This window comes from Streptomyces sp. PSU-S4-23 (assembly GCF_055632315.1).
Genome location: NZ_JBVMUU010000002.1, coordinates 3,262,645 through 3,283,780 on the forward strand (window position 1 = coordinate 3,262,645; position 21,136 = coordinate 3,283,780).

Here is a 21,136-nt window from a genome sequence, read left to right on the forward strand (position 1 = left end):
TGAAGGGACCCCGTCGCCCGGGTACCCAGCCGGGGCGATGCCGCGCCCCGCGTCACCTGGTCGGCCGAGAGGCCCGGCCCGCGGCGCGCGCCGCCGGTGACCGGGGCCGGGGCTCACGGTTGCGACGGGGCCGGAACCGGCCGGAATACATCGCATGTTCCCGGGTAGCCGCGCGCCCATGGCTCCACCACGGACGAAGGACTCAGGAACACCCGGAACCACCCGTCGGGGACTGCTCGCCGGCGTCGCCGCCCTCGGCACGCTGGGTGCCGCAGGCTGCAGCCGCGTCGCCACGGCGTCGAGCACGCCCGGCGGCGATCTGCTCAGCCGGCTCAAGGCCCAGGGCGTCGTCCGGCTCGGCATCGCCGGCGAGATCCCCTTCGGCTACATCGACAGGAACGGCAAGCTCACCGGCGAGGCCCCGGAGTTGGCGAAAGTCGTCTTCAGACGCCTGGGCATCGACCGCGTCCAGCCCGTGCCGACCGAGTTCGGCTCGCTCATCCCCGGGCTGAACTCACAGCAGTTCGACGTCGTCTCCGCCGGGATGTACATCAACCCAGAGCGCTGCCAGCAGGTCATCTTCGCCGACCCCGACTACCAGATGCTCGACTCCTTCATCGTGCGCAAGGGCAATCCGAAGGGCCTGCACGACTACCGGGACATCGTCGAGAAGAAGGCGAAATTCGCCACCGGCACCGGATACGCCGAGATCCAGTACGCGGTCGACGCCGGCTACAAGGAGCGCGACATCCTGATCGTCCCCGACCAGGTCGCCGGGCTGAACGCGGTCGAGGCCGGACGCGCGGACGTGTTCGCCGGGACCGCGCTCACCACCCGCGAGGTCGTCAAGAAGTCCCGCAAGGCGGAGGCGACGAAACCCTTCACACCCCTCGTGAAGGGCCGGCCCCACATCGACGGCGGCGGCTTCGCCTTCCGGCCCGCCGAGACGAGGCTGCGGGACGCCTTCAACGCCGAGCTGAAGAAGATGAAGGCGAGCGGCGAGCTCTTCCGCATCCTGCGTCCGTTCGGCTTCACCGAGGCCGAGATGACCGACATGACCGCGAAGGAGCTGTGCCGCGGATGACCTCGGGACTGTGGGAACTCGTACTGACGGGGACCTGGACCACCGTCCAGCTCCTCGTGCTCAGCGCGCTGCTCGCGACGGCCGTCTCCTTCGCCGTCGGCATGGCGCGCACCCACCGGCTGTGGATCGTGCGCTTCCTCGCCGGTTTCTACACGGAGGTGTTCCGCGGCACCTCGGCCCTGATCATGATCTTCTGGGTGTTCTTCGTGCTGCCGCTCGCCTTCGGCTGGCAGCTGGTGCCGATGTGGGCGGGCACGCTCGCACTGGGCCTGACCTACGGGGCGTACGGCGCCGAGATCGTTCGCGGCGCCCTGAACGCCGTCGATCCGGCGCAGCGCGAGGGCGGCATCGCGCTGAGCTTCACGCCGTGGCAGAGGATGCGGAAGATCCTGCTGCCGCAGGCGGTGCCGGAGATGATCCCCCCGTTCTGCAACCTGCTGGTCGAACTGCTCAAGGGCACCGCGCTGGTCTCCGTCATGGGCATGGGCGACCTGGCGTTCAGCGGCAACCTGGTGCGGCTCGCGCTGCAGGAGAGCGCGCAGATCTACACGTACGTCCTGCTCATCTACTTCGTGATCGCCTTCCTCCTGACCCGGCTGATGCGAGGTCTCGAACACCGCCTCAAGGCCAGGGCCGGCGGGAGGGCGTTCGAGCCCGCCGTCCTCTCCCTGCGCCGAACCGACACCACCACGGTGGGAGGTGGTCTGTCGTGACCTGGGACTGGGGCGCCGTCCGCGACTTCATGCCGCACTTCCGGGACGGCCTGCTCGTCACCCTCCAGGCGCTGGCCCTCGGCTCGCTGATCTCGTTCGCCGTGGGGCTGGTGTGGGCGCTGCTGATGCGTGCGCCGACACGGTGGGTGCGCTGGCCGGTGGGGATCGTGACCGAGTTCATCCGCGACACCCCGCTGCTGGTGCAGCTGTTCTTCCTCTTCTACGTGCTGCCCGAGTGGGGGCTCGCCTTCTCCGCGCTGACCACCGGCGTCGTCGCGATCGGCCTGCACTACTCGACGTACACGATGCAGGTCTACCGCGCCGGGATCGAGGCCGTGCCCGCCGGACAGTGGGAGGCGGCCACCGCGCTGAGCCTGCCGCCACTGCGCACCTGGACCGCGGTGATCCTTCCGCAGGCGCTGCGCCGGGTCGTCCCCGCGCTCGGCAACTACGTGATCGCGATGCTGAAGGACACGCCGATGCTGATGGTGATCACCGTCCTCGACATGCTCGGCGAGGCGCGGCTGTTCGCACAGCAGCACTTCCAGTTCACCGAGCCGCTCACCGTCATCGGAGTGGCCTTCGTCCTGATCTCCTACCCCGCCTCCCTCCTCCTGCGAGCCCTGGAGCGACGTCTTGTCCGCTGACACCCCTCTGATGAAGGAACCCGACGCCCACGCCAACCCGCCGGCGGCCACCGGCGAGCTGATCCGCTTCGAGAAGGTCACCAAGCGCTTCGGCGACCACACGGTCCTCGACCGGCTCGACTTCTCGGTCGAGGCCGGCAGACATGTCACGCTGATCGGCCCGTCGGGATCCGGCAAGACGACGATCCTGCGGCTGCTGATGACGCTGGACAAGCCCGACGAGGGCACGATCACGGTGGGCGGGCAGCGGCTCTTCCCGGCCGCCGAGAAGCAGGTCCGGGAGATCCGGAAGAACATCGGCATGGTCTTCCAGCAGTTCAACCTGTTCCCCAACATGAAGGTGCTGCGGAACATCACCGAGGCGCCGGTCGCCGTCCTCGGCCTGTCCGCGGACGAGGCGGAGCAGCGGGCGCGCGAGCTGCTGGAACTGGTGGGGCTCAGCGACCACCTCGACAAGTATCCGAGCCAGCTCTCCGGCGGCCAGCAGCAGCGCGTCGCGATCGCCCGGGCGCTGGCGATGCGCCCCCAGGTCCTGCTGCTGGACGAGGTGACGTCCGCGCTCGACCCGGAGCTGGTCGCCGGTGTCCTCGACGTCCTCCGCGACATCGCTCGCACCACGGACATCACCATGCTGACCGTGACGCACGAGATGGGCTTCGCCCGGGACATCTCGGACCGGATCCTCATGTTCGATTCCGGCCGTGTCGTCGAGTCGGGAACCGCGGAGAAGATCTTCGGTTCCCCCGAGCACACACGCACGCGGGAATTCCTCAGCGCAGTGCTCTGACCACGACGGGTGAACGCGGCGGTCCGTCCTGGAACCATGCGACGGTTCATGACTCTGACATATGCCAGAGTGGCGCGGTCCTGCTGAGGAGGCCGGAAGCCGCCGCGGACTTCTTCGACACCCCCTCCCGGGAAACCGCCCGGGCCGTATCGTGGGGGAAGCCAAGCTGTCCCGTGAACGGCCCGAAAGCGCAGGGGGAGACCGTGGCGCTGACCCATGAGCCGACCGCCCCGTATCACTCGGCCCAAGACGCCCTGCGCCTCCTGGAGACGGTGGCCGGGCGCCCCGCCGGCGCCACCGACGCCGAGCTCGCCCGCGAGACCGGCTTCGGCACCCAGCGGCTGACCTCGCTCCTGCGGATGCTGCGCAGGGAGGGCTATGTCGAGCAGGCCGCCGACGGCGCGTACGTCGCCGGGGCGGCCCTCGGCCGCCTCGGCTCCGCCCACGGCCGCGAGCAGGCGCTGGGTGAGAAGCTCCAGCAGACCCTCGACCGGCTGCGGGACTCGGTGGGTGCCGCGATCTACATGAGCCGCTACATCGACGGCGAGGTCCTGGTCACCCAGCACGCCGAGAGCCCGGCGGCCCCCGCCGTGCACGAGTGGGTGGACTTCCGCTCCTCGGCCCACGCCAGCGCGGTCGGCAAGAGCCTGCTCGGCCAGCTCGACCTCAACGGCCGCCGGGACCACCTGGCCCGCCACAAGATGGCCCGGCTCACCTCGCGGACGATCACCAGCGAGAAGGTGCTGCTGTCCCGCCTCGACGCCCATCCCCCGACGGTCCCGGTGCTCGACCTGCAGGAGTACGCGGTGGGCACGGTCTGCGCGGCCGTCCCGATCACGGCCGGTTCCTCGGTCGGCTGCCTCGCGCTGTCCCTGCCGGTGGAGCACGCGCACCGCCTGCGGCAGGCGGCGGACCGGCTGAACCGGGGGGCGGCCCCCGTCCTGCTCTCCCTGGCGATCTGAGGTGGTCCGGAGCACACCTGCGGACCAGGTAGTATTTCTTTTGTCGCCACACGCGAGAGCGAACAGCGACGGAGTCTGCGCCGCTAGCTCAGTTGGTTAGAGCAGCTGACTCTTAATCAGCGGGTCCGGGGTTCGAGTCCCTGGCGGCGCACGGTGACGGTGGCGACCCATGTTCGCGGAAAGCGCGAACATGGGTCGCCACCGTCGTTCTTGCGCGTCTTCGCCGCGCGTCGTGGGGGCTTCGCCACCCACGCCCCCTCGCCGGGGGCGCCGCCCGGTGCGATGCGCCCGGGGGTCGGCCACCCGCACCCCGTCCCCGTCGGCCGCCGGTGCCGTCCCGCCGCTACCGCCCGAGCAGGTCCTCGCGGCCCCGAGCCCGGTACTGCGCGACCAGGTGCGCGACGTCCGTCTCCGTCAGGCGGCGGTATCCCTGTTCCCCGGGGGACGCCACCACACCGGGTCCGGGCAGCGGAAACCCTCCCTCCGGAGTCCCACGCGGTGGATCTTGTTGGTGGCGGTGACCGGCATGCGGTCCGTGATGCGCACAAAGCGGGGCGCCATCTTGGTGCCCAGGTCCGGCTGGGCGGCGAGGAAGCCGGCGAAGGCCGCCGCGTCGAAGACAGCCCCACGCCTGAGCGCCAGCGCCGCCATCACCTGGTCCCCCGCCACCGGGTCCGGCACCGCGTACACCGCCACGGCCGCCGCGTCCCCGTACCGGGCGAGGATGTTCTCGATCACCGCGGCGGCCAGGTTCTCGCTGTCGACGCGGAGCCGGTCGTCGGTGCGGCCCGCGAAGTAGAGGAAGCCGTCGGCGTCCCGGTAGAAGAGGTCGCCGGTCCAGTACCAGCCGCCGCGCCGCCGCGCCGCGTCCGCGGCCGGGTTGCGCCAGTAGCCCTCGAACGGGCTGGGGCCGCGGTTGACCAGCTCTCCTATGGCCTCGTCGCCGTTCAACAGACGGCCGTCCGCACTGAGGGCGGCGGGCGGGCACTCCCTCCGGGTCTCCGGGTCGACGACGGCGAGGTCGTCGCCGGGCGCCGCCCTGCCGATCGCCCCGGCGGGAGTGCCCGGGACGCGCTGGACGGCGGCACCGCCCTCGGAGGATCCGTACCCCTCCACCAGCCGCACCCCGAAGCGTCTTTCGAAGGCGGCGGCGTCGACGGCGCCCGCCTCCGTGCCGAAGCCGAGCCGCAGCGGGTTGTCCCGGTCGTCGGGCCGCTCCTCGGTGGCCAGCAGGTACTGCACGGCACGCCCGACGTAGGTGAAGTACGTCGCCCCGTACGCCCGTACGTCGTCCAGGAACCCGGACGCCGAGAAGCGCCGCCGGAGTGCGATCGCGGCGCCCGAGGCGAGTGCCGGGGCCCAGTCGGCGATGACCGCGTTGCCGTGGAACATCGGCATGCAGATGTAGTGCACGCCGTCGGCGCCCAGCCCGAAGTGGCCGGACAGCGACCGGCCGGCCGCCGCGAGCCGTCCCTGGGTGCAGATCGCGGCCTTGGGGGCGCCGGTGGACCCGGAGGTGAAGTACAGCAGGAGGCGGTCGGCCGGGGTGGCCTTCGAGGCGTGGGGTCCGGCGTCCGCGTAGCCGGCGACGAGGTCCGCGTAGGCGTCCGTGTCGGTCACCAGCAGCCGCACCCCCGGCAGGTCCAGCCCGTCGAGGAGGGCGAGGTGGGTGCGTTCGGTGACCAGGACCCGGCACTCGGTGTGCAGGATGTCGCGGGCCAGCTCCGCTCCCCGCCGGGTGGGATTGATCCCGGCGACGGCCGCGCCCGCCAGGGCCGCGGCGCTCAGCCACAGCGGATACTCCGGAGTGTTGTCGAGCAGCACCCCGAGATGCGGCTCGGCGTCCGGCGGCAGCAGATCGGCGAGCAGCGCGGCCCGGGCCGCCGCCCCCGCGGCCACCTCGTGGTGGCTGAGCGCCCGCCCTTCGAACCACAGCCCCGGCCGGTGGTCGTCCCACCGCTCCCGCACCAGCTCCGCGACGGTACCCCTCGTGGACTCCATGAAGTCGCAAGGTAATTGACGGAGCGTCAGATGTGGAGGGGCCAGACCGGACCGGGTGCGGCACCCCGGGCCGGTCCGCGGCGCGTCACGGCATGCCGGCGAACGGCCCGTCCGCCGAGGAGAGCTCGGCGAACGTGACCAGGAAGCCGACGCAGAACAGGACGACCACCGAGAGGAACACCAGGACGCCCGCCGCGCCTGCCAGCACCTTCGCCGGGGCCGGGGCGTGGGCGGTGGCCCGTTCGGGGCGGGCCTGCGTGTAGTGGACGGTGACGATGTCCCCCTCCACGGTGGTCCGCGGTCCGTTCGCCTCCTCGAAGCGGACCGGCCGGCCCTCGCGGGTGGTGAACTCGTAGACGTGGTGCAGGGTCGTGGTCGCGGACGTGTCGCCGCCGCCGCTGGTCGTGGTGTACGTGCTCAGACAGCGCGCCTCGGCGGTCAGGCCGCTGTTCCAGTTGCTCCTCAGCTGGAGCGAGCGGCGGACCGTCACGGCCGCCATGGCCAGTGCCCCGGCGATGATGATGCCGGGCACCACGTAGAAGAAGAGGTCCACGGTTCCCCCCGTTGTCGGCAGACTCCACGCACGCCGCCATGGTCATCTCGGCGATGTCGGCGTGCGTGGAACGTACCCGCCCCGGGCGCCGGTGCCCCTCAAGGGAGGCTCAGAAAGCAGCCGCGGGACGGAATCGGGACGGGACGCCGCTCAGAACGTGACGTCCGCGCACGAGTAGAACGCGTTGCCCGTGTCCGCGATCGTCCACACCCCGAGGATGATGTGGTGCCCGCTCAGCCCGGTCGGCAGGGCACCGGTGTGGGTGAGCGTCGACGGCGGGCGCTGACCGTTGTAGGGCACCGTCAGGAACGGGGTGGTGTTGAGGTCGGCCCTGGTCAGGGCATGGTTCTGGTTCCAGCCCTGCCTTGTGACGTAGTACGTGAAGTCGGTCGTGGCGTGCATGGCGGTGAACTGCCAGCGGAAGGTGTAGCGCTGCCCTCCGGTCACCCTGGTCGTCGGCCAGTCCGCACCCGAGGGCGTCTTCGGCTGGTCGAGTGCGCCGAAGTTGGTGTGGTTCGCCGAGCAGATCCGGCCGTCGTCCGGGCCGGCCGCCGGGAAGCCCTTCGGGCCCTCGACGCTCTGCGGCTCCCACTGGATGTCACCGCACCCCGAGACGATGCCGCCGTTGGCCGCGCACATCTTCTGCCGGCTGAGGGGCTGGTCGGTGTAGCCGTGGGCGTCGGCGCCGCCGGTGGAGAGCACGAAGGCTCCGGCGGTCGTGAGGCCCAGCACGGCGGCGTACAACTTGGTCCTTGTGCGCATGCTGCCGCTCCTGGAGAAGGTGGGGAGATTCCTGAGCCGTGCAGGTCTAGACCAAGTGTCAGATTATTGCCGTGAGTTGAACATGTCCATACCAATGGCACACGGTTTTCAGGCCCCGTCGGCCGTGTGCCCGGCACAGAGCGCCACCGTCAGGTCCTTCACCAGCGCCTTGCGTTCGGGGTCGTCGACGTCGATCAGGCCGCGCACGGTCAGCAGGGCCACCATGTCCTCGACCGCGTCGGCCACCGAGCCGAGCACCGCCTCGCGGTGGCGCGCGTCGAGCGCGGCGATGCTGCGGCGCTGTATCCGCGCGGCGGCCTCGGGCCCGTACTCGATCCGGGTCGGCTGCACCGCGAACACCTCCAGGCCGGCCGGCGCCACATCCGCCACCACTCTGCGGGTCAGCAGATCGCCGACCGCCTCGGCGTTGCCCAGGCTCGGCACCTCCCGTATCACGAACGGCTCCACCGGCACCTGCGGCAGCATGCGCGCGAGCGCCGACGCGACGCAGTCCCGCAGATAGGCCGGGTGGTCCTCGACGCCGAACACGGCGCGCGCGCTGTCCTTGACCCGCCAGGTCACCAGCACGGTCACGCGCAGCGCGACACCGTTGGCGTCGACCGCGGCCATCGGCTCGCTGTGCCAGTGCCGCAGCCGCACGTCGACCCGGCGGCGCAGCACCAGCGGGTTGATCCACATCAGCCCGGTACGGCGGACCGTGCCGCGGTAGCGCCCGAACAGATCGAGCACCCAGGCACGGCCCGTGCGCCCGCGCGCGAGCCCGCCGAACCCGAGGAGGCCGAGCGCGCCCGCCCCCGCGTACGCGACCAGTTGCGCGGGGCCGAGCCCCGCCCCGGCGCCCGCCGGAAGCTCCAGCGTGTACACGGCGGCCGGCGACAGCAGGCCCGCCCACCACGAGACGGCCGCGCAGCCGCCCAGTCCGCACAGACCCGCGATCACCCCCGCCGCCCCGGGCAGCACCCGCGCGGGCCGCTCGGCCAGGTCGGGGTCGACGACGGGCACCCGGCGCGCCGGCGGCGGGCCGGGCCGGCGCACCCGCGGCTGCTCGCCGGTGCCCAGCCGCCGCCCCACGACGGCCGGAGCGAGCGGCACGGCGACCGACTCGGGGTCGTCCCGGAACAGCAGGTGCACCGGGATCTCGGTGGTCGCCTCGCTCTGGATGAGCCGGGCGGACCGGGTCTCGGCGCCGTCCGGCGCCCCCTCGGACTCCGGCGTGTGCGATGCCGTCGTGTTCACCTGTGCCTCCGGGTCAGGAGAACAGCCGTCGCCAGGTCTCCGGTCCCGGGCGGCCGTCGGCGGAGTCGCCGTCGAAGCCCTGGACCCGCTGGAACGCCTCGACGGCACGCCGGTCCGCCTCGTCCCAGCCCGGCCCCGGCCCCTGCGGGTAGTAGGAGCCGAAACCCTTCTTGATCAGCTGCTGGCCCAGCCGGGTCACATAGGGGTTGTCCGCACCCGGCCGGAACATGTCCGGGCCCGGATAGCCGGGCACCACGGACGCGGCGGCGGGGGGCCCGGCGGGCGTCACGGGAGTCCCGGCGGGCGCCCCCGCAGGGGTACCGGCGGACGCCGCCGCAGGAGTCCCGGCAGGCACCCCCGCAGGGGTACCGGCGGACGCCGCCGCAGGAGTCCCGGCAGGCACCCCCGCAGGGGTTCCAGCGGGCGCCCCCGCAGGAGTCCCGGCAGGCACCCCCGCAGGGGTACCGGCGGACGCCGCCGCAGGAGTCCCGGCAGGCACCCCCGCAGGGGTTCCAGCGGGCGCCCCCGCAGGAGTCCCGGCAGGCACCCCCGCAGGGGTACCGGCGGACGCCGCCGCAGGAGTCCCGGCAGGCACCCCCGCAGGAGTCCCGGTCGGGTTCACGCCCGGTGGGTGTACGACGGAGGTCCCGGGGGCGTTCGTCGCGGGAATGTCCACGCCCGCCCTCTGCAGCAGGTATCTCCAGGTCACCGGCCCCGGCAGCCCGTCCGCGGCCGCCCCCGTCCAGCCCTGGGCCCGCTGGAACGCCGCGACGGCGCGCCGGTCCGCCTCGGACCAGCGCGAGCCGGGGCCCTCGAGGTAGAACCGGGCGCCGCCGCGCGCGACGAGGAGACCGCCGAGCCGGGTGACGTTCCCGTTGTCGGCGCCCGGGCCGAAGGCCGCGGACGGGAAGGGGACCGGCAGGACGGGGGACGTGGCGGCGGCGACCGTGGCCGGAGCGCCCTTGGCGCCGGTCGCGCTCTCGCTGACACCCTTGTAGCGGTAGGGCACGTAGCGGTTGGAATTGGACCAGTAGGCGTACGGGGTGGCCTGCCGCCGGGCTACCGGCGGGGTCTCCTCATAGGCGATGTAGGACGTGTGGGTGTAGTCCGTCCAGCCGCCGAAGATGACGACGTGTGACCCCTTCTCCGGGTTGCTCTTGTTGTGGAAGAGGAGGATGTCGCCGGGCTGCAGTTCCTCCTTGGAGATCCGGACACCGAATTTGTTGAGGCTGCCCGTCCATTCGTTGCTGCCGAGGTTCCAGGCCATCGAGACGAAGCCCGAGCAGTCCTGCCGGTAACCGTCCGACCAGTACTTGTTCATGTCGTACGGAACCGCGGCCGCGACCCACGTCTTGGCCCGCCTGATGATCTGCGCCCGGGTGGTGCTGGGCAGGGCGGCCGAGGCCGGCGCCCCGCTCGGGCCTCGCAGCGGTGCGGACTGGCCCTGCGGGGTGTCGGGCAGCCCGTCGTCCGCGGGCACGCCCGGCTCCGGCGGCGCGTAGACGGCGGCGAGGGCAGGCATGGCGGGGCTCATGCCGAGGACCGTGCCCACCGCGGCGGCCAGCAGAACGGCCTTGCGGACCGTCGGGCGACCGCGCGCGCCCCGGCGGCCGTCGGCCCGGGAGTGCGAAGGGCTGACGGGCCGCCAGGGGCCGCGGCCCCCTCGACCGCGGCCGCTCGTGGGATCGGATTCCTCGAACACCGGAGTCTCCATGCGATACCCCTTACACGTTCTGTCCATATTCGGATGATATGTCCTCAATTCTGCATGCCCGTCAGTTTTCCAACTCTCCACCCGAACCGCATACTGACGGGCCGAACGATGTACGCCACACCCACCCCATCGGCCCCGCCGCCCGGCCCCCGGCCCCGTGCCGGACGCAGCCGCCCCCGGCGGTTCGGGAGCACCCGTCGATGTCGGGTAAAGTTCTCCGGGTCAGCGGGCGCCGCTAGCTCAGTTGGTTAGAGCAGCTGACTCTTAATCAGCGGGTCCGGGGTTCGAGTCCCTGGCGGCGCACCACCGAAAGGCCCCTCGCGCAAGCGGGGGCCTTTTCGCGTCCGCACACCGGAGAACCACACGATCGGCCGGAAACCCGGCCCCGCCGGGACCGACCACGCCTTTCACGCCACCCTCCGTCCGGCCGATGCGCCACAGGACCCGAAGGTCACCCGCCGGCAGCGCCGGGAGATCCTCCACGCGGTGCGATCCGGGGATTCCGTTCGAGCGGAGGAGGCCGCGACGGGGCACTTCCTCAACATCCGTACTCGGCTGACATCAACTGCCCCAGAAGGCTCCAACAAGCATCCGAATGAGCGGTTATGACCGGTAAACACCGCGTTTCCTGTCTTGCGATCACGCCGGACGCCGTAGAACCCTGAGGTGTCAGGGCTGCCGTACGACGGCAGTCGGGGGCTGGGCCGGTTGCCTGCGCGGGGATGGGGGTCCCGCCTGGACGGATGCCGAGGGGGGCGTCCCTGCAACCGGGAGGTCGCGCATCCACGTCTCGCTGACTGTGAGTGACGTGGTGGCGCCGACCTGTCACTGATCCGTCCGCCACGGCCGTGGGGGGCCACCGCGGACGACACGAACGAGGAACACACGCACGGGGGTGCGTGCGGGGGGATGACTCATGACGTCCACGGGTGCCCGGCAGAACGTCGACTCGTCACAGACCACCCAGCTCAGGGTGCCGTCGTACCGGACCGGCCACACCGGCAGCTTCCACCGGATCAGGAAGACCCTGCCGAGATACGACTACGAGCACTACAGCCGGCTGGCGGGACCGCTCACCCAGCCGGATCCGGAGGGGCCGTACCGGGTCCGGTACCGCTCACTGCTCTCGCAGGAGCCGCATCGCATCCGCGCCGCCCTCATGCTGGGCGCCGCGCCGCTGCTGTCGCTGGTCCTGCTCGGCTGGCTGCTCCAGCCCGAGCACTGGACCGCACGCGCCTATCCCCAGCACGCCTTCCTGCCGGCCCTCGACGTCGTCATGCTCGTCTCGATCGGTCTGATCGAGTTCTTCCGCTGTATGAACGTGCTCTCGAACGCGCACGCGACGCTGGTCGCCCGCGACCCGATCCCGGTGGTGCCCGAGACCGGTACGAGAGTGGCCTTCCTCACCACGTACGTCCCCGGCAAGGAACCGCTGTCGATGGTGACCAGGACCCTGGAGGCGGCCGTACGGCTGCGGCACCGGGGCCTGCTGCACGTCTGGCTCCTCGACGAGGGCGACGACCCGGAGGTCAAGGCGGTCTGCGAGCGCCTGGGCGTGCACCACTTCACCCGCAAAGGCGTCGAACGCTGGAACCGCCCCAAGGGCCCGCACCGCGCCAGGACCAAGCACGGCAACTACAACGCCTGGCTGGAGGCGCACGGCGAGGCCTACGACTACTTCGCCTCCGTGGACACCGACCACGTGCCGCTGCCCAACTACCTGGAGCGGATGCTGGGCTACTTCCGCGACCCGGACGTCGGCTTCGTCATCGGCCCGCAGGTGTACGGCAACTACGAGGCCTTCGTCACCAAGGCCGCCGAGTCGCAGCAGTTCCTCTTCCACGCGCTGATCCAGCGCGCCGGCAACCGCTACGGCGCCCCGATGTTCGTCGGCACCTCCAACGCCGTACGGATATCGGCGCTCCGGCAGATCGGCGGTCTGTACGACTCGATCACCGAGGACATGGCGACCGGCTTCGAGATGCACCGCCACCGCAATCCGGCCACCGGGAAGAAGTGGAAGTCGGTCTACACCCCGGACGTGCTGGCGGTCGGCGAGGGCCCCGGCGCCTGGACGGACTTCTTCACCCAGCAGCTGCGCTGGTCCCGGGGCACCTACGAGACGATCCTCAAGCAGTACTGGAAGGGCTTCTTCTCGCTGCCGCCGGGCAAGCTCTTCAACTACACCATGATGATCGTCTTCTATCCGATGTCGGCGGTCAACTGGATCCTCGCGTCGTTGAGTTGTGCGCTGTTCTTCGGGCTGGGCGCCTCGGGCGTGAACATCGACCCCACGGTCTGGCTGATGCTCTACGGCAACGCCTCGGCGCTTCAGATCGGCCTGTACGTCTGGAACCGCCGGCACAACGTCTCGCCGCACGAGCCGGAGGGCTCCGGGGGTGTGGCCGGCATGGTGATGTCGGCGCTGTCCGCACCGGTCTACGCCCGCTCGCTCATGGACGCCGTACTGCGCCGCAGGAGCAGGTTCGTGGTCACGCCCAAGGGCGATTCGGCGAGCCCCGACACGCTGCTGGGGACCTTCCGGATCCACCTGTTCTTCCTTCTGGTCTTCGGCGGCTCCATCGTCGCGGGCTTCCTCTTCGGCCACGCCCACCCCGCGATGATCACCTGGGCCTCGATCGCCATGCTGATCACGGCCTCGCCCATCGCCGTGTGGCGCTGGACGCTGCGGCAGGACAGGAGGAACGCGGCCGCCGCGGACGAGCCCCGGGACGCGGCGGTGACGGCGCAGCAGGCCGCCGGCGCGCACGCGCCGGGGCAGCGACCCGCATGGTCCGGACACGAGGGCCCTGAGCAGACCGTGCGGATCGCTCTCGGGGGGCGCGAGAAATGACAGACCAGTCCGGCCGCCGCCGTGCACGTCGTCTTGTGATCGGCACGGCCGTCGCCCTCGCACTGGCCGGGATGAACGGGCCGTGGCTGTACCGCTTCGGGACGGAGCGGTACCACGAGTACACGATCAACAAGCCCGAGTACAAGGCCGAGAACGGTCACTGGCAGATCGTCGAGTTCCCCGAGCAGTACCGGCAGGACACCATTCACGCGGCGCTCCTGCACACCGGCAAGGTGCTGCTGATCGCGGGCTCGGGCAACAACCAGGAGAACTTCGACAAGAAGAAGTTCGACACCCGCGTCTGGGACCCCGTCAGGAACACGATCAAGAAGATCCCCACGCCCAAGGATCTGTTCTGCACCGGTCACACCCAACTGGCCGACGGCAAGCTGCTGATCGCGGGCGGCACCAAGCGGTACGAGAAGCTGAAGGGTGACGTCACCAAGGCCGGCGGCCTGATGATCGTCCACAACGAGAACCCCGACAAGCCGGTCACGCTGCCCGCGGGCACCCGGTTCACCGGCAGGGCGAACCACAGGACCTTCGTCTCCAAGGACCCCGTCCTGGTGCCGCGCGCGAAGAAGGTCTTCGACAGGACCGGCAGGTTCCTGCGCAACGACCCCGGTCTCGGCCGCATCTACGTCGAGGCGCAGAAGAGCGGCTCACGGTACGAGACCGGCACACAGGACAACTACCGCATCCAGGGCCTGACCGGCGTCGACGCCCGCAACACCTACGGCATCGCGCAGAAGCTCGCCCTCGACAAGAAGGACTTCCAGGGCATCCGCGACTCCTACGAGTTCGACCCGGTCGCCGAGAGGTACATCAAGGTCGACCCGATGCACGAGGCCCGCTGGTACCCGACGCTCACCACCCTCGGCGACGGCAGGATCCTCAGCGTCTCCGGGCTCGACGACATCGGGCAGCTGGTCCCGGGAAAGAACGAGGTCTTCGACCCCAGGACCCGCACGTGGGCGTACACCGAGAAGATCCGGCAGTTCCCGACGTACCCGGCGCTGTTCCTGATGCAGAACGGCGAGGTCTTCTACTCGGGTTCCAACGCGGGCTACGGACCGGACGACGTGGGCCGCGACCCCGGCATCTGGGACGTGGACACCAACACGTTCACCAAGGTGCCCGGGCTCGGCGATCCCACCATGATGGAGACCTCCGGCACCGTGCTGCTGCCGCCCGCGCAGGACGAGAGGTTCCTGGTGATCGGCGGCGGCGGAGTGGGCGAGTCGAAGCTGTCCAGCAAGAAGACGCGGCTGATCGGCCTCAAGGCGAAGAACCCGCGCTTCGTCGACGGGCCCTCCCTGGAGAAGGGCACCCGCTACCCGCAGTCCTCGGTCCTGCCCGACGACACGGTGCTGGTCTCCGGTGGCTCCGAGGACTACCGCGGGCGAAGCGACTCCAACATCCGCCAGGCGCGCGTCTACCACCCGGACACCAACACGTTCCAGCGGGTCGCCGACCCCCTGGTCGGCCGCAACTACCACTCGGGCTCGATCCTGCTGCCCGACGGCCGCGTGATGTTCTTCGGCTCCGACTCGCTGTACGGCGACAAGGCCAACACCAGGCCGGGCACGTTCGAGCAGCGCATCGAGATCTACACGCCGCCGTATCTGTACCGGGACGCGCGGCCCTCCCTGTCGGGCGGCCCGCGGACCATCGCGCGCGGCGCGTCGGGCACGTTCACCTCCCGGCACGCGGCGACCATCAAGAAGGCCCGGCTGATCCGCCCGAGCGTGTCGACACACGTCACGGACGTCGACCAGCGCTCGATCGCGCTGGACTTCACGACGTCGGGGACCAGGATCACGGTGACCGTCCCGAAGAACCGCAATCTGGTCCCGTCGGGCTGGTACATGCTGTTCGTGGACGACGACCAGGGAACGCCCAGCACGGCGCAGTGGGTCAGGGTTCCCTAGGTCCTGTCGTCGGCACACGGGGGGCGCCCTCCGGAGCGGAGGGCGCCCCCCGTCACGCCGGGGGAGACCAGGTGCCGCCCCCGGCCAGAGCGAGCGCGTAGTCCGCCCACCAGTCCCCGGCCTTCGGTCCCCCCTTGCAGGTGCCGTCCGACTCGCCGGGGCGCTTGACCCACAGGTACGCGTCCACCAGCGGGTCCGCCGTCCTGGTCGTCGGGGCCTCGCCCAGGGCCCGGCCCGGCGGATTGCACCAGCGCTGCCGCGGATCGCCTTGCGTGTAGGGCCCGTTGCCGTTGCGGCTCGTGTCGATCACGAAGTGCTTGCCGCCGGTCTTCGCCGACAGCTGCTTGCCGTACGCGATCGAGTCCCCGGTCGAGTAGAAGTTGGAGACGTTCACCGCGAAGCCGTCGGCCCGGTCGACGCCGGCCCGCTGGAGCGGCTGGAAGATCTGGTCGGGATGCTGCCAGCCCGCGTTGCCCGCGTCCAGGTACACCGACGTGTTCTTCAGCGCCTTGAGGGTGGTGATCGCGCCCTTGAGCAGGTCGTAGCGCTCCTCGTGGAACTGGCCCGGCGTGCAGCCGTCCACCATGTGCAGCACCGCGTCCGGCTCGAGGATCACCGTGGCGTGCCGGTCGCCGATCCCCCGGGCCACACCGTCGATCCACGTCCGGTACGCGTCGCCGTCCGCGGCGCCGCCCTGCGAGAACTGCCCGCAGTCGCGGTGCGGCACGTTGTAGAGGACCAGGATCGCGGTCCGGTCCGCCCTCTCCGCGGCCTCGGTGAACCCCTGTGCCTCCGCGGCAGGGTTCTCCGGCCCGATCCACTCCCCCGTCGGCTGCTCGGCGATCCTCCTGATCCGGTCCGCCTCGGCCGTCCTCCCGGCCTTCTCGTACGCGGCGACCTGCCGGGCCGCGTTCCCGTCCGGGTTGACCCAGAACGGGTCCGCGGACTTCGGCCGCTGGCCGATCCCGGCGCCCCCGTCGCCCTTCGTGTCCCCGCCCCCGGATGAACACCCGGCCAGCAGCACCGCGGCCCCCACCGCCGCCGCGGCCCATGCCCCCGCACCCCTCGTCCCGTACATCCAACTCCCCCTTGGGTGTACCGTCTTACCCCCAATCGTGACATACCTCCGCGCCCCCCACGACGCCGTCGGGGCCTTGTCGGAGACCTGTTACAGCCGGCCTTCCCGGCCGCCGGCCTTCCGCCGCACGCCGCACGCCGCCCCCCGCACGCCGCCCGCCGGAGACGTCAGCGCCCGCCGCCCGTCAGATACGCGGACACCACCACGTTCGCGGTGTACGAACGGCTCGCCCGGTCGAACCTGCCGCCGCAGGTGATGAGCCGCAGCTCGGCCCGGCCCGGCTGCCGCGTCCCGTACGCCTGACGGGCATCGAAGCGCTCGCGGTCGAGGACCTTGACGTCCTCCACCGTGAACTCGGCGACGCGGCCGTCGTCGCGGACCACCCGCACCTTCGCCCCGGAACGCAGCGTGCTCAGCTTGTAGAAGACGGCGGGCTTGGTCTCGGTGTCGACGTGCCCGACGAACAGCGCGGTCCCGGCGGCCCCGGGTTTCACTCCTCCCGCGTACCACCCGACCACGCCGGGCTGGTCGAAGGGCGGCGGCTCGATCGCGCCGTTCCGGTCCAGGCCGCGCGCCACGACGGGCGCCTGCACCCGTATCACGGGGATGTCGACCCGCAGCGGCACGGCCCGCCCCAACGGCTCGACCGCGGGCGGCAGTCCCGCGTCGGGCGGCCGGCCGGCGGCGGCCATGTCACCGGTCGTCGGCGCGGAGATCCCCTGGCGTACGTCGGTCACCTCCCGGCCCCACAGCCACAGCCCGAGCAGCAGGACCACCCAGGCGACGCCCATGAGCAGCCGCCCGGTACCGGAGGAACTCTCGTGCTCGGACACGGTTCACTCCGCGCGGGGGTCCCGGCGGGTCCCCCGGACGGCGACCGCGACGGCGGCGGCGCCCACCAGCACGAGACCGAAGACCGCCTGCCGGACGCCGGGTCCGCCGTCCCGGGCCCCGGAGGACGTGACGCGCGCCGTACCGCCACCGCCCGCGGGCACCGGCGCGACCGGTGAGGAGAGGGCGGACGGCGAGCGCGGCACACTGCCCGACTCCCGGCCGGCGGGGGTCGGGGTCGGCGGAGCCAGCGGGGGCCTCGGAGCAATCGGCGGCGTCTGAGGCATCGGGGACGCCGGGGCGGGCGGGAGGACCGGGCCGGTCGGGGCGGCGGCCTTGGCTCCGCCGACGGTGAGCAGGCCCCTCACCTGCCGGCCGTCGCAGCCGGCCGCGACCGCGTACTCGAACACGGCCGACGCGGCCATGCCCGTCGTGGCTGCCATGCCCGTCGTGGCTGCCATGCCCGTCATACCTGTCGTGCTCGTCGTGGCCGTCGTGGCCGTCGTGGCCGTCGTGGCCGTCGTGCCGGAGCACCCGCGTACGGCCGGCCGGGCATCGGTGGCGGGTGCGGGGGACGCCGGGGTCAGGAAGACGCCCCGCGCACCGGCCGCGTACGCGGCGGGCGCGAGGGCGACCGCGATGACGGCCCCCGCACACAGAGTGAGCCGTAGTGAACGCATCGTGAACCTCCCGATACCAGGAGACTCCCCCTCCGGACACTCCGGCGCATCCGGACGGAACCCTCGACTACTCCGTACGGGGCCGCTCGCTGCGCCGGATGGCGTCCGCCTTTAGGCCGTGCGGTCCTCACGGGGCGGGGGCCGCCGTGAGCCGTCAGACGAGGTCGACGAGGTCCGCGATCGAGGGCACGACGTGGGAGGGGCGGTAGGGATACCGGTCGATCTCCTCCGGCGTGGTCAGCCCGGTGAGCACCAGGAACGTCTGCATCCCGGCCTCCATTCCGGCCAGGACGTCGGTGTCCATCCGGTCGCCGATCATCGCGCTGCTCTCGGAGTGCGCCCCGATCGTGTTCAGCCCGGTCCGCATCATCAACGGGTTCGGCTTGCCCGCGAAGTACGGCTGCTTGCCGGTCGCCTTGGTGATCAGCGCCGCGACCGCGCCGGTGGCGGGCAGCGGACCCTCGGTGGACGGGCCGGTCTCGTCGGGGTTGGTGCAGATGAAGCGAGCCCCTGCCCTGATCAGCCGGACCGCCTTGGTCATGGCCTCGAAGGAGTAGGTACGGGTCTCGCCGAGGACCACGTAGTCGGGCTCGTGGTCGGTCAGGACGTAGCCGATGTCGTGCAGCGCCGTGGTCAGGCCGGCCTCGCCGATGACGTACGCCGTGCCGCCGGGCCGCTGGTCGTCCAGGAACTGGGCGGTGGCCAGCGCCGAGGTCCAGATGCTCTCGGCCGGCACGTCCAGCCCCATGCGGCGCAGCCGGGCGTGCAGGTCGCGCGGGGTGTAGATGGAATTGTTGGTGAGCACCAGGAACGGCTTGCCGGATTCGCGCAGCTTCTTGAGGAAGGAGTCGGCACCGGGGATCGGGACACCCTCGTGGATGAGCACACCGTCCATGTCGGTGAGCCATGAGGCGATGGGCCTGCGCTCTGCCATGTGCGATCTCCTGCCGTACGCAACGGGGAACCGGGGACGCCCGCATGGCGGCGGGTGCCCAGGGCCCCAGCGTAATCAGGGCCGGTCCGCCCCGATCCCGACGGGCCTGCCCCGGCTTTTGCGGGCCTGCCCCGGCTTGCGGGCACGCACCGCCTTGCGGACATACACCGGGCCGGCGGGCGGTCTCAGCGGCGGCGCAGCAGGAAGGGGCAGGCCGCGATGAGGCCACCGCCCGCCACCAGGAGCAGGCCGACGGTCGTCGGACTGATGCCGTGCGGCGGCTGCGGCCCGGTGTTGGCCAGTTCCTTGCCCACGGGGCTGTGCAGGGCGCTGGGCGCGAGTGAGGTCGGGGGTGGGGCCGAGAGGGGGGACGAGGAGGAGGACGAGGAGGACGAGGGTGCGTGCGAGGGTGACGGCGGACCGGACGCCGGTGGCGTCTCCGCTTGGACGCCGGCATGACCGTCCCCGCTCCCGATCCGGAACCGGTAGTAGTTCGACTCGCCGACCCAGTCCCCGTCGCCGCCCTGGCGCTGCACGATCGCGGCCTTCGCCATGACGTCGTTCGGCTTGGTGCCGGGCGCGAGCGTCAGCCGCACCTTCACGGCGAGCGTCTGCCCCGGCGCGACCGTGAACCCGGGGAAGCCGTCGTCGAACGCGCCGACCAGTTCGTCCCTGGCCGTGTGTTCGAAGGTGACCGGGTGCGAGCGGCCCCCGTCGAAGAACTCGAGCTTGGGCTGGGCGACCGTCAGCGTGCGCTTGAAGTCGACGAGGACGACCACCGGATGGATGCCCCCGCAGGGTTGCGCGGTCGTGTTCTTGAGGTCGATGAACCACGTTTGGCCGGCGCCGCCGGGCTCGTAGGTGTCTGGACCGCCGTGGATGCGGGTGGTCAGGGGGAAGGCCCGGTCCGTAGGCGTGACGCAGGCGGACTGCCGGCCGGCGAGGGCCGCGCCGGGCGGGGCCGCACCGGGCGGGGCCGCACCGGGCGGGGCCGCACCGGCGACGGTCTGTGGAAGGAGGGCGGTGGCGGCGAGTGCGAAGGGCAGGACCAGGAACAGTCGAAACAGTCGCATGACATTATGACCGGCCATCAGTGCGGGCCTCCGGGGCACGCCACGCCCGGAGAGCCGGAGCCGACGGCCCAAGTCCCCTCGATCAGCGCAGTGGCCGCGCCCGCCCGGCCGCGGCGAGGCGCGCCGGGGGCGCCCCCGGCGCCGGCCGCCGCCCGCGAGGAGTCACCCCTCCGCCCGTCCGAACAGTGGTGCGAGCAGCAGCTGTGCCGCGCCCTCCGCGACCCCGCGCTCCCCGCCCGGTGCGATCCGCACCGGGACGGCGGTGGCCGAACCCTCGCGCCGGGCGCGTTCGTCGAGGACGGCGCCCACTCCCCGTACGAAGGGCTCCGGGTGTGCGGCGACGGTACGGCCGCCGAGCAGCACCAGGTCGATGTCGAGCAGCCGCGCCAGGTTCGCGGCGCCCGTGCCCAGGACGCGCGCCGCCCCGTCCATGTCACCGCGGGCGACGGCGGCGAGGCACAGGGCCTCGATGCAGCCCCGGTCGCCGCAGCCGCAGGGCGGCCCGTCGAGCTGGATCACCTGGTGCCCGAACTCCCCCGCCCCGGTCCGCGGCCCCCGGTGCAGGATCCCGCCGAGGACGAGCCCGGCGCCGAGCCCGGTCCCGAGGTGCAGATAGGCGAACGAGCCGTCCGCGGCCTCGACGGCCCCGCCCAGCGCGAGTCCCAGCGCGGCGGCGTTGGTGTCCTTGTCGACCACCACGTGCGCGCCGAGCCGCCGCGCCAGCGCGTCCCGCAGCGGAAAGCCGTCCCACTCGGGGAACCCGGTGACGCGGTGCAGCACCCCGTGCCGGTGGTCGAGCGGCCCCGGCAGGGCGACGCCCACACCGAGCACCGGCACACCCCCGTGCGCCGGCAGCCCCTCGACCTCCAGGGCCGCCCGTTCCACCACGCTCCGTGCGCCCGCGCCCAGGTCGAGCGGGGAGCGGCGTTCGGACACCACGGTGCCCGTGAGGTCGCACAGCACGGCCCGCACCTCGTCCCGGTCCAGGTGCAGCCCCACCGCGTGCCCGGCCGCGGGCACCAGCCGCAGCAGCGTCCGCGGCTTGCCGCCGGTGGAGGCGCGGCGGCCGGCCTCCGTCGCGAGGCCGTCCGCGCGGAGCCGGGCCGTGATCTTGCTGACGGCCTGCGGGGTCAGGCCGGTCCGCTCGGCCAGCTCCAGGCGGCTGATCCCCGTCTCCCCCGCCGTGCGCAGCAGGTCCAGCACGAGGGCCGCGTTGTGGCTGCGCAGTGCCGGCAGGTTCACTCCGCTCACCACGGTTCCCCCGAACCGGCACCG

Annotated in this window: 17 protein-coding genes, 2 tRNA genes and 1 pseudogene; 9 read left to right on the top strand and 11 right to left on the bottom strand. The window is 71.9% G+C overall.

Going from position 1 to position 21,136, the window contains the following annotated elements; translation table 11 throughout:
- The first annotated feature begins 178 nt into the window (after positions 1-178).
- The 6 genes from ehuB to ACZ79I_RS15045 all read left to right on the top strand — a co-directional run bounded on the left by ehuB (position 179) and on the right by ACZ79I_RS15045 (position 4,344).
- Positions 179-1,084 carry an ectoine/hydroxyectoine ABC transporter substrate-binding protein EhuB gene (ehuB, locus tag ACZ79I_RS15020; RefSeq protein ID WP_471497789.1) on the top strand — a complete coding sequence of 302 codons (906 nt, stop codon included), beginning with the start codon at positions 179-181 and terminating at the stop codon, positions 1,082-1,084.
- On the top strand, positions 1,081-1,797 hold the full coding sequence (gene ehuC / locus ACZ79I_RS15025; protein WP_471497791.1) for an ectoine/hydroxyectoine ABC transporter permease subunit EhuC: 717 nt from the start codon (positions 1,081-1,083) through the stop codon (positions 1,795-1,797). The genes ehuB and ehuC overlap by 4 nt, the downstream gene beginning before the upstream one ends.
- Positions 1,794-2,444, top strand: coding sequence for an ectoine/hydroxyectoine ABC transporter permease subunit EhuD (gene ehuD / locus ACZ79I_RS15030; RefSeq protein WP_471497793.1), 651 nt, complete (start codon positions 1,794-1,796; stop codon positions 2,442-2,444). The genes ehuC and ehuD overlap by 4 nt, the downstream gene beginning before the upstream one ends.
- Positions 2,445-2,454: 10 nt before the next feature.
- Complete coding sequence (ehuA, locus tag ACZ79I_RS15035; RefSeq protein ID WP_471497795.1) at positions 2,455-3,231, top strand: ectoine/hydroxyectoine ABC transporter ATP-binding protein EhuA; 777 nt, start codon at positions 2,455-2,457, stop codon at positions 3,229-3,231.
- A 203-nt stretch (positions 3,232-3,434) separates the two neighbouring features.
- Positions 3,435-4,193, top strand: coding sequence for an IclR family transcriptional regulator (locus ACZ79I_RS15040; RefSeq protein ID WP_471504972.1), 759 nt, complete (start codon positions 3,435-3,437; stop codon positions 4,191-4,193).
- 77 nt (positions 4,194-4,270) lie between these two features.
- Positions 4,271-4,344, top strand: a tRNA-Lys gene (locus ACZ79I_RS15045).
- A 192-nt stretch (positions 4,345-4,536) separates the two neighbouring features.
- On the opposite strand, the pseudogene ACZ79I_RS15050 reads toward ACZ79I_RS15045, so the two are convergent.
- From ACZ79I_RS15050 to ACZ79I_RS15070, 5 genes and pseudogenes are all read right to left on the bottom strand, one after another.
- Positions 4,537-6,194: pseudogene (locus ACZ79I_RS15050) on the bottom strand (AMP-binding protein).
- An 85-nt stretch (positions 6,195-6,279) separates the two neighbouring features.
- The gene (locus ACZ79I_RS15055; protein WP_471497797.1) at positions 6,280-6,747 is read right to left on the bottom strand and encodes a DUF3592 domain-containing protein; all 468 of its coding nucleotides are present in this window, start codon (positions 6,745-6,747) and stop codon (positions 6,280-6,282) included.
- 150 nt (positions 6,748-6,897) lie between these two features.
- Positions 6,898-7,509 (bottom strand): lytic polysaccharide monooxygenase auxiliary activity family 9 protein, encoded by a 612-nt coding sequence (locus ACZ79I_RS15060; RefSeq protein WP_471497799.1) that lies wholly within the window; start codon positions 7,507-7,509, stop codon positions 6,898-6,900.
- 108 nt (positions 7,510-7,617) lie between these two features.
- Positions 7,618-8,766 carry an SPFH domain-containing protein gene (locus ACZ79I_RS15065; protein WP_471497801.1) on the bottom strand — a complete coding sequence of 383 codons (1,149 nt, stop codon included), beginning with the start codon at positions 8,764-8,766 and terminating at the stop codon, positions 7,618-7,620.
- 13 nt (positions 8,767-8,779) lie between these two features.
- Entirely contained in the window at positions 8,780-10,480 is a 1,701-nt protein-coding gene (locus ACZ79I_RS15070; RefSeq protein WP_471497803.1) for a peptidoglycan-binding protein, read from the bottom strand.
- A 229-nt stretch (positions 10,481-10,709) separates the two neighbouring features.
- On the opposite strand from ACZ79I_RS15070, the gene ACZ79I_RS15075 reads away from it, so the two are divergent.
- The 3 genes from ACZ79I_RS15075 to glxA all read left to right on the top strand — a co-directional run bounded on the left by ACZ79I_RS15075 (position 10,710) and on the right by glxA (position 15,265).
- A tRNA-Lys gene (locus ACZ79I_RS15075) sits at positions 10,710-10,786 on the top strand.
- Between the two features lie 610 nt (positions 10,787-11,396).
- On the top strand, positions 11,397-13,334 hold the full coding sequence (locus ACZ79I_RS15080; RefSeq protein ID WP_471497805.1) for a glycosyltransferase family 2 protein: 1,938 nt from the start codon (positions 11,397-11,399) through the stop codon (positions 13,332-13,334).
- Positions 13,331-15,265, top strand: a complete 1,935-nt coding sequence (gene glxA, locus ACZ79I_RS15085) for a radical copper oxidase GlxA (protein WP_471497807.1) — start codon at positions 13,331-13,333, stop codon at positions 15,263-15,265. The genes ACZ79I_RS15080 and glxA overlap by 4 nt, the downstream gene beginning before the upstream one ends.
- Positions 15,266-15,317: 52 nt before the next feature.
- Here glxA and ACZ79I_RS15090 read toward each other — a convergent pair whose 3' ends face one another.
- The 6 genes from ACZ79I_RS15090 to ACZ79I_RS15115 all read right to left on the bottom strand — a co-directional run bounded on the left by ACZ79I_RS15090 (position 15,318) and on the right by ACZ79I_RS15115 (position 21,112).
- Positions 15,318-16,343: a glycoside hydrolase family 6 protein gene (locus ACZ79I_RS15090; RefSeq protein ID WP_471497809.1), complete on the bottom strand. Its 1,026-nt coding sequence runs from the start codon at positions 16,341-16,343 to the stop codon at positions 15,318-15,320.
- 167 nt (positions 16,344-16,510) lie between these two features.
- Positions 16,511-17,176, bottom strand: coding sequence for a class F sortase (locus ACZ79I_RS15095; RefSeq protein ID WP_471497811.1), 666 nt, complete (start codon positions 17,174-17,176; stop codon positions 16,511-16,513).
- 3 nt (positions 17,177-17,179) lie between these two features.
- Positions 17,180-17,854 (bottom strand): hypothetical protein, encoded by a 675-nt coding sequence (locus ACZ79I_RS15100; protein ID WP_471497813.1) that lies wholly within the window; start codon positions 17,852-17,854, stop codon positions 17,180-17,182.
- A 154-nt stretch (positions 17,855-18,008) separates the two neighbouring features.
- Positions 18,009-18,788: an HAD-IIA family hydrolase gene (locus tag ACZ79I_RS15105; protein ID WP_471497815.1), complete on the bottom strand. Its 780-nt coding sequence runs from the start codon at positions 18,786-18,788 to the stop codon at positions 18,009-18,011.
- A gap of 185 nt (positions 18,789-18,973) precedes the next feature.
- Positions 18,974-19,861, bottom strand: a complete 888-nt coding sequence (locus tag ACZ79I_RS15110) for a hypothetical protein (RefSeq protein WP_471497817.1) — start codon at positions 19,859-19,861, stop codon at positions 18,974-18,976.
- Positions 19,862-20,023: 162 nt separating this feature from the next.
- On the bottom strand, positions 20,024-21,112 hold the full coding sequence (locus ACZ79I_RS15115) for an ROK family transcriptional regulator (RefSeq protein WP_471497819.1): 1,089 nt from the start codon (positions 21,110-21,112) through the stop codon (positions 20,024-20,026).
- Between the last annotated feature and the right edge of the window lie 24 nt (positions 21,113-21,136).